The organism is Parvibaculum sp. (genome assembly GCF_035325945.1).
GTDB lineage: Bacteria > Pseudomonadota > Alphaproteobacteria > Parvibaculales > Parvibaculaceae > Parvibaculum.
The window spans coordinates 1-7,610 of record NZ_DAOKYX010000053.1; the positions used below are offsets into that span (position 1 = coordinate 1).

At 62.5% G+C, this 7,610-nt stretch carries 8 protein-coding genes and 1 tRNA gene; all 9 read right to left on the reverse strand.

Annotation, left to right across the window (positions count from 1 at the left end; translation table 11 throughout):
• Positions 1 to 2,758, reverse strand: a 2,758-nt coding sequence (rpoB, locus tag PKA57_RS14645) for a DNA-directed RNA polymerase subunit beta (RefSeq protein WP_324301850.1), incomplete at its 3' end; no start/stop codon positions are given.
• A gap of 170 nt (positions 2,759 to 2,928) precedes the next feature.
• Positions 2,929 to 3,306, reverse strand: a complete 378-nt coding sequence (rplL, locus tag PKA57_RS14650; protein WP_324301852.1) for a 50S ribosomal protein L7/L12 — start codon at positions 3,304 to 3,306, stop codon at positions 2,929 to 2,931.
• Between the two features lie 61 nt (positions 3,307 to 3,367).
• Entirely contained in the window at positions 3,368 to 3,889 is a 522-nt protein-coding gene (gene rplJ, locus PKA57_RS14655; protein ID WP_324301854.1) for a 50S ribosomal protein L10, read from the reverse strand.
• A 394-nt stretch (positions 3,890 to 4,283) separates the two neighbouring features.
• On the reverse strand, positions 4,284 to 4,982 hold the full coding sequence (rplA, locus tag PKA57_RS14660) for a 50S ribosomal protein L1 (protein ID WP_324301856.1): 699 nt from the start codon (positions 4,980 to 4,982) through the stop codon (positions 4,284 to 4,286).
• A gap of 5 nt (positions 4,983 to 4,987) precedes the next feature.
• A complete protein-coding gene (rplK, locus tag PKA57_RS14665) occupies positions 4,988 to 5,419 on the reverse strand; it encodes a 50S ribosomal protein L11 (RefSeq protein ID WP_324301857.1) in 432 nt (143 codons plus the stop codon).
• A gap of 96 nt (positions 5,420 to 5,515) precedes the next feature.
• Positions 5,516 to 6,046, reverse strand: a complete 531-nt coding sequence (nusG, locus tag PKA57_RS14670) for a transcription termination/antitermination protein NusG (protein WP_324301859.1) — start codon at positions 6,044 to 6,046, stop codon at positions 5,516 to 5,518.
• Between the two features lie 34 nt (positions 6,047 to 6,080).
• On the reverse strand, positions 6,081 to 6,278 hold the full coding sequence (gene secE, locus PKA57_RS14675; RefSeq protein WP_324301861.1) for a preprotein translocase subunit SecE: 198 nt from the start codon (positions 6,276 to 6,278) through the stop codon (positions 6,081 to 6,083).
• A gap of 40 nt (positions 6,279 to 6,318) precedes the next feature.
• Positions 6,319 to 6,394, reverse strand: a tRNA-Trp gene (locus PKA57_RS14680).
• A gap of 24 nt (positions 6,395 to 6,418) precedes the next feature.
• Positions 6,419 to 7,609, reverse strand: coding sequence for an elongation factor Tu (gene tuf, locus PKA57_RS14685; protein ID WP_324301863.1), 1,191 nt, complete (start codon positions 7,607 to 7,609; stop codon positions 6,419 to 6,421).
• Position 7,610 lies beyond the last annotated feature (1 nt).

Genomic DNA, 7,610 nt, shown 5'->3' on the forward strand with positions numbered 1-7,610 from the left:
CGTCCGACGCCTTCTCGCCGAAGATGGCGCGCAGCAGCTTCTCTTCCGGCGTCATCGGGCTCTCGCCCTTCGGCGTGATCTTGCCGACGAGAATGTCGCCCGGATTGACCTCGGCGCCGATATAGACGATGCCGGCTTCGTCGAGGTTCTTCAGAGCCTCTTCACCGACGTTCGGGATATCGCGCGTGATTTCCTCCGGCCCGAGCTTCGTGTCGCGCGCCATCACCTCGAATTCCTCGATGTGGATGGAGGTGAACACGTCGTCGCGCACGATCCGTTCGGAAATCAGGATCGAGTCTTCGAAGTTGTAGCCGTTCCAGGGCATGAACGCGACGAGCACGTTGCGGCCCAGAGCGAGATCGCCAAGCTCCGTGGACGGACCGTCGGCGATGATGTCGCCCTTCTTCACCTGATCGCCCACGCGCACGAGAGGACGCTGGTTGATGCAGGTGTTCTGGTTCGAACGCTGGAACTTCCGCAGGTTGTAGATGTCGACGCCCGACTTCGCGGGGTCGAGCTCTTCCGTCGCGCGGATGACGATACGGGTCGCGTCGACCTGATCGATCACGCCGGTGCGACGCGCCGCGATGGCAGCGCCGGAGTCGCGCGCCACGACCGCTTCCATGCCGGTGCCGACGAGCGGCGCCTCGGAGCGGATGAGCGGCACGGCTTGACGCTGCATGTTCGAGCCCATGAGGGCGCGGTTGGCGTCGTCATTCTCGAGGAAGGGAATGAGCGCCGCAGCCACCGAGACGATCTGCTTCGGCGACACGTCGATGAAATCGACCTGCTCCGGCGGCACCATCTCGAAGTCGCCGTCGATGCGGCAGTTGACGAGTTCGCCTTCGATCTCGCCCTTCTTGCCGATCTGGATATTCGCCTGGGCGATGCGATAGCGCGCCTCTTCCATGGCGGAGAGATAGACGACTTCGTCCGTCACCTTGCCGCCCTTGACGCGCCGGTACGGGCTTTCGATGAAGCCGTACTTGTTGACGCGCGCGAAAGTGGCGAGCGAGTTGATGAGACCGATATTCGGGCCTTCCGGCGTTTCGATCGGGCAGATACGGCCGTAATGCGTCGGGTGAACGTCGCGAACCTCGAAGCCCGCGCGCTCGCGCGTGAGACCGCCCGGCCCGAGAGCCGAGAGGCGACGCTTGTGCGTGATCTCGGAGAGCGGGTTCGTCTGGTCCATGAACTGCGAGAGCTGCGAGGAGCCGAAGAACTCGCGCACCGCGGCCGCAGCCGGCTTCGCGTTGATCAGGTCATGCGGCATCACCGTGTCGATATCGACCGACGACATGCGTTCCTTGATCGCGCGCTCCATGCGGAGCAGACCGACGCGATACTGGTTCTCCATGAGCTCGCCGACCGAACGCACGCGGCGATTGCCGAGATTGTCGATGTCGTCGATCTCGCCCTTGCCGTCGCGCAGGTCCACCAGCGTCCTGATGACGGCGATGATGTCTTCCTTGCGCAGCACGCGCACCGTGTCCTCGGCGTCGAGGTTGAGGCGCATGTTCATCTTCACGCGGCCGACGGCCGAGAGGTCGTAGCGCTCGGGATCGAAGAAGAGGCTCTGGAAGAGCGCCTCGCCCGTCTCCGGCGTCGGCGGCTCGCCCGGGCGCATCACGCGGTAGATGTCGATGAGCGCCTGATCGCGGTTCGTGCACTTGTCGACCGCAAGCGTATTGCGGATGAAGGCGCCCGTATTGACATGGTCGATGTCGAGCGTCGCAAGCTCGTCATAGCCCGCCTCGACCAGCGTCTGAAGCAGCTTCGGCGTGATCTCCTCGCCCGCCTCGGCGAAGATCTCACCTGTCTCCATGTTGACGATTTCGTCGGCGAGATAGCGGCCGAAGAGATCCTCGTCCTGAACGCGAAGCTCCTTGAGCCCGTCTTCGGCGAGCTTGCGCGCGAGGCGCGGCGTCATCTTCTTGCCGGCTTCCACCACGACCTTGCCGGTCTTGGCATCGACGAGATCGTGCTCCGGCTTCACGCCGCGGAAGCGCTCCGCATCGAACGGCACGCGCCAGCCTTCCTTCGCCTTGGTGAAGGTGACCCGGTTGTAGAAGGTGCTGAGAATGCCCTCGGAATCGAGACCGAGCGCATAGAGAAGCGTCGTCACCGGCAGCTTGCGGCGACGGTCGATGCGCACATAGACGATGTCCTTCGCGTCGAACTCGAAATCGAGCCACGAGCCGCGATAGGGGATCACGCGCGCCGCGAAGAGAAGCTTGCCCGAGGAATGGGTCTTGCCCTTGTCGTGATCGAAGAAGACGCCCGGCGAGCGGTGCATCTGCGAAACGATGACGCGCTCGGTGCCGTTGACGACGAAAGTGCCGTTCTCGGTCATGAGCGGCATGTCGCCCATATAGACATCCTGCTCCTTGATGTCCTTGACGGACTTCGCGCCCGTGTCCTCGTCAACCTCGAACACGATGAGGCGCAGCGTCACCTTGAGCGGCGCGGCAAAGGTCATGCCGCGCTGCTGGCACTCATCGACATCGTATTTCGGCTGCTCGAATTCGTAACGAACGAACTCAAGAGTGGCCGTATCGGAAAAATCGCTGATCGGGAAGACCGACTTGAAGACGGACTGAAGGCCCTGGTCGAGGCGTCCGCCGGCCAGCTCTTCAACCTGCAGGAACTGGTCGTATGAATATTTCTGGACTTCAATGAGGTTCGGCATTTCGGCGATCTGCGGAATGCGACCGAAGGACTTGCGAACCCGCTTACGACCAGTGAAGGACTGCGTCATCTGTGCTCCTCGCAACGCTCTGATAAGAACGGCGGCCGGGCCTGTAGTCTTGAAGGCTGAGCCGCCCGGTCAGTATGCCCAGCCATTTCTCTCTTCGCCTCCACCCCCTGGGGGAGAGAGGCCGGGACGAGGAACACCGCCCTCGTCCCGTCTCACATACGCAGGTCGACTTACTTGAGTTCGACCTTGGCGCCAGCCTTCTCAAGCTGGGCCTTGATCTTGTCGGCTTCTTCCTTCGAAGCGCCTTCCTTGACGGTCTTCGGCGCGCCTTCGACGAGATCCTTCGCTTCCTTGAGGCCAAGACCGGTGATCGCGCGAACTTCCTTGATCACTTCGATCTTCTTGTCGCCGGCAGAGGCGAGGACGACCGTGAACTCGGTCTGGGCTTCAGCAGCCGGAGCGGCAGCGCCGCCAGCGGCAACAGCGGCGACCGCGACCGGAGCCGCAGCCGAAACGCCCCACTTCTCTTCGAGAAGCTTCGAAAGCTCGGCGGCCTCGAGAACCGTAAGGCTCGAAAGCTCGTCGACGATTTTTGCAAGATCAGCCATTTTTCACATCTCTCTTGGTTCGGTTGGTATCGGTAATCACGACAGCAGCCCCGTTCGGGGATCAGGCTGCTTCGCCCTTGGTGGCATAGGCATTCAGCACGCGTGCGAGCTGACCCGCCGGCGCCTGCACCACACCCGCAATGCGGGTCGCAGGCGTCTGGATCATGCCCACCAGCTTTGCACGCAGTTCGTCGAGCGACGGCAGTTCTGCAAGCTGCTTCACCGCATTCGCATCGAGGAACGTCTCGCCCATCGCGCCGCCCAGGACCACCAGCTTCTGGTTTGCCTTGGCGAACTCGACCGCGACCTTGGGGGCCGCAACCGGGTCTTGCGAATAAGCGATAGCCGTCGGCCCGGCGAACAGATCAGCGATCTGTGCGTTCGCCTTTGTGCCTTCCAGAGCGAGCTTGGCGATCCGGTTTTTCGTTACCTTCAACTCGGCGCCAGCCTTGGCCATCCGTACACGGAGATCTGTCATCTCCGTCACGGTGAGGCCGCTGTAGTGGGCGACGACGACCACATTGGCGCTATCGAAAACGCCGTTGAGGTGCGTCAAGAGCTCTGCCTTTCCAGCTCTATCCACTTGCTCTCTCCGTGCGCATGAAACCCTCATGCGCCTGGGGGCGGCTTTATCTCCCCTACAGGGAGCCTCGACCGCCATTGGCATTTGCCGCCCGTCTTGTCCCTTGAAGGCCAGCTTCGCGGGGCTCCGATGAGCGGCGCTCACTTGCCTGTCCCGGGTTCCAACCGATCCCACCGGCCCGAAGGCCCATGAAACCGTTCAAACTCCCGTCTATTGCCGGCCGCCCTATCTGGCGATTAAGCCTCGGCTCGCGCCTCAGCACCCGCAGTCTCGGACAGGTAAACGGACGATGGCGTGGACACTCCGGCTCATGAGCCGAAGCGACCACGCTTCCCGTCCGTCTGACCGTCTCGCACCTTGCGATGCGAAACGGAAACTCTCAACGCGCGAACCGTCAGGCCGCGTGAACGCTCTGCGGCTCGACCTTGACGCCAGGCCCCATCGTCGAGCTGATGGCGATCTTCTTGATGTAGGTGCCCTTGGCGCCTGCCGGCTTCGCCTTCTGCACGGCATCGATCAGCGCACGGACATTGCCGAGGATCTGATCTTCCGTGAAGCTCGCCTTGCCCACGCCAGCCTGCACGATGCCCGCCTTCTCGACGCGGAACTCCACCGCACCGCCCTTGGCCGCCTTCACGGCCTCGGCGACGTCGGGCGTCACCGTGCCGACCTTCGGGTTCGGCATCAGGCCGCGCGGGCCCAGCACCTTACCGAGACGGCCGACGAGCGGCATCATGTCCGGCGTGGCGATGCAGCGATCGAATTCGATCTTGCCCGAAAGGATCGTCTCGGCCAGATCTTCGGCACCGACGATATCGGCGCCTGCCTTCTGCGCGGCGTCGGCCTTGTCGCCCTTCGCGAAGACCGCGACGCGGACCGTGCGGCCCGAACCGTTGGGCAGCGCGACAACACCGCGAACCATCTGGTCGGCATGGCGCGGATCGACGCCGAGAGCGATCGCCACTTCGATCGTCTCGTCGAACTTCGCCGTTGCGTGCGCCTTCACCAGCTTGATCGCCTCGTCGAGCGAGTAGATCTTCTTGTTGTCGACGCCTTCACGGGCCTTCCTGATACGCTTTCCGTCTTTGCTCATCGCCCTTACTCCACAACCTGCAGGCCCATGGAACGGGCGGAACCGACAATGATCTTCGTCGCCTGATCGAGATCCTTCGCGTTGAGGTCCGCGAGCTTGGCTTCCGCGATCTCGCGGCACTGCGCCATCGTCACCGAGGCAGCAGGCGCGCCGCGACCCGGGGTCTTGGAAGCCGTCTCGATCTTCGCAGCCTTCTTGAGGAAGTAGGTCGCCGGCGGCGTCTTCATCACGAAGGTGAAGGAACGGTCGGAATAAGCCGTGATCACGACCGGAATCGGCATGCCCGGTTCCATCTTCTGCGTCTGCGCGTTGAACGCCTTGCAGAATTCCATGATGTTCAGACCGCGCTGACCGAGCGCGGGGCCGATGGGCGGCGACGGGTTAGCTTGGCCCGCCTTCACCTGCAGCTTGATATAGCCTTCGATTTTCTTCGCCATTTCAATCCCCTTCCGGAAAATCCGGAGATACTGGGTTAGTGGTCAGCGACGCAGCGGATCGAACGAAACCGCAGCGCCTCCCACAACAAGGACGGGTCAGAGCTTCTCGACCTGTCCGTACTCGAGTTCGACCGGCGTGGCGCGGCCGAAAATCGACACGGCCACCTTGAGCCGCGCCTTCTCTTCGTCGACTTCCTCGACGAAACCGTTGAACGACGCGAACGGCCCGTCCGCAACGCGGACCTGCTCGCCGATCTCGAACGTGACCGAAGGCTTCGGACGTTCGACGCCCTCCTGCACCTGGTGCAGAATATGGTCGATCTCGCGCTGGCTGATCGGCTGCGGTTTGTTGTCCGCGCCGAGAAAGCCCGTGACCTTCGGCGTGTTCTTGATCAGATGATAGGTCTGATCGGTCAGTTCCATCTTCACCAGCACGTAACCGGGATAGAACTTTCGCTCGGTGCTGACCTTGCGACCGCGCCGAACCTCGACGACCTCCTCGGTCGGAACGAGGATTTCCTCGAACAGCTCCTCAAGACCCTGCTGTCCCGCCTGCTCGCGGATCGACTCCGCGACCTTCTTTTCGAAGTTCGAATAGGCGTGAACGATATACCAGCGTTTGGTCATAATCTTCTGTCTTTCGAGGGGCGCGCCCCTGGCCTTAGCTTCCCAGACCGAGAATGAGCGAGACCCCGTAGCTCAAGGTCATGTCCGCCGCGAAGAAAAATACCGTCGTGAAGGCGACCATGACGAAGACCATGATCGTTGTCACCACCGTCTCGCGGCGCGTCGGCCACGTGACCTTCGCGGTCTCGGACCTCACCTGCTGCAAGAACTCAAGCGGATTGGTTTTCGCCATGATCTCTACGAGAGTCCCTTCAAATTCCTCGAGTCCGCGGTGGCAGGAGTGGAGGGGCTCGAACCCCCAACCCCCGGTTTTGGAGACCGGTGCTCTACCAGTTGAGCTACACTCCTAATCCCGCCGAGAACGCGGACGGATTACTTCAACACCTTGGAGACGACGCCGGCGCCGACGGTGCGGCCGCCTTCACGGATGGCGAAGCGGAGCTTCTCTTCCATCGCGATCGGCGCGATCAGCGTCACGCTCATCTTCACGTTGTCGCCCGGCATCACCATCTCGGTGCCTTCCGGAAGCGTCACCACGCCCGTCACGTCCGTCGTCCGGAAGTAGAACTGCGGACGGTAGTTCGTGAAGAACGGCGTATGACGACCGCCCTCTTCCTTCGTCAGAATGTAGGCCTCGGCCTCGAACTCCGTGTGCGGCGTGATCGAGCCCGGCGCGCAAAGAACCTGACCGCGCTCCACATCCTCGCGCTTCGTGCCGCGCAGCAGAACGCCCACATTGTCGCCCGCCTCGCCCTGATCGAGCAGCTTGCGGAACATCTCCACGCCCGTGCAGGTCGTCTTCACCGTCGGCTTGATGCCCACGATCTCGATTTCCTCGCCGACCTTCACCACGCCACGCTCGACGCGGCCCGTCACCACCGTGCCGCGGCCCGAGATCGAGAACACGTCTTCGATCGGCATCAGGAACGGCTGGTCCTTCGGACGCTCCGGCTGCGGGATGTAGGCGTCAACCGCCTGCATCAGCGACAGGATCGCATTCTTGCCGATCTCGTCGTCACGGCCCTCGAGCGCCGCCAGCGCCGAGCCCTTCACGATCGGAATCTCGTCGCCCGGGAAGTTGTAGACCGACAGAAGCTCGCGAACTTCCATCTCCACGAGCTCCAGAAGCTCCGGATCGTCCACCTGGTCGACCTTGTTCATGAACACCACAAGCGCCGGAACGCCAACCTGGCGGGCCAGAAGAATGTGCTCGCGCGTCTGCGGCATCGGGCCGTCCGCCGCCGAAACCACCAGGATCGCGCCGTCCATCTGCGCCGCGCCCGTGATCATGTTCTTCACATAGTCGGCGTGACCGGGGCAGTCCACATGCGCGTAGTGACGGTTCTCCGTCTGATACTCCACATGGCTCGTCGAGATCGTGATCCCGCGCGCCTTCTCTTCAGGCGCCTTGTCAATCTGGTCGTACGCCGAAAACGTCGCCCCGCCAGCTTCCGCAAGAACCTTCGTGATCGCCGCCGTCAGCGTCGTCTTGCCATGATCAACGTGACCAATCGTCCCGATGTTGCAGTGCGGCTTATTGCGCTCAAATTTCTCTTTGGCCATC

Bases quoted from the DNA above. Each gene is read 5' to 3' on its own strand.
- rplK (WP_324301857.1), bottom strand. From the start codon at position 5,419: ATGGCGAAGAAAATCGAAGGCTATATCAAGCTGCAGGTGAAGGCGGGC.
- rplL (WP_324301852.1), bottom strand. From the start codon at position 3,306: ATGGCTGATCTTGCAAAAATCGTCGACGAGCTTTCGAGCCTTACGGTT.
- secE (WP_324301861.1), bottom strand. From the start codon at position 6,278: ATGGCGAAAACCAATCCGCTTGAGTTCTTGCAGCAGGTGAGGTCCGAG.
- tuf (WP_324301863.1), bottom strand. From the start codon at position 7,609: ATGGCCAAAGAGAAATTTGAGCGCAATAAGCCGCACTGCAACATCGGG.
- nusG (WP_324301859.1), bottom strand. From the start codon at position 6,046: ATGACCAAACGCTGGTATATCGTTCACGCCTATTCGAACTTCGAAAAG.
- rplA (WP_324301856.1), bottom strand. From the start codon at position 4,982: ATGAGCAAAGACGGAAAGCGTATCAGGAAGGCCCGTGAAGGCGTCGAC.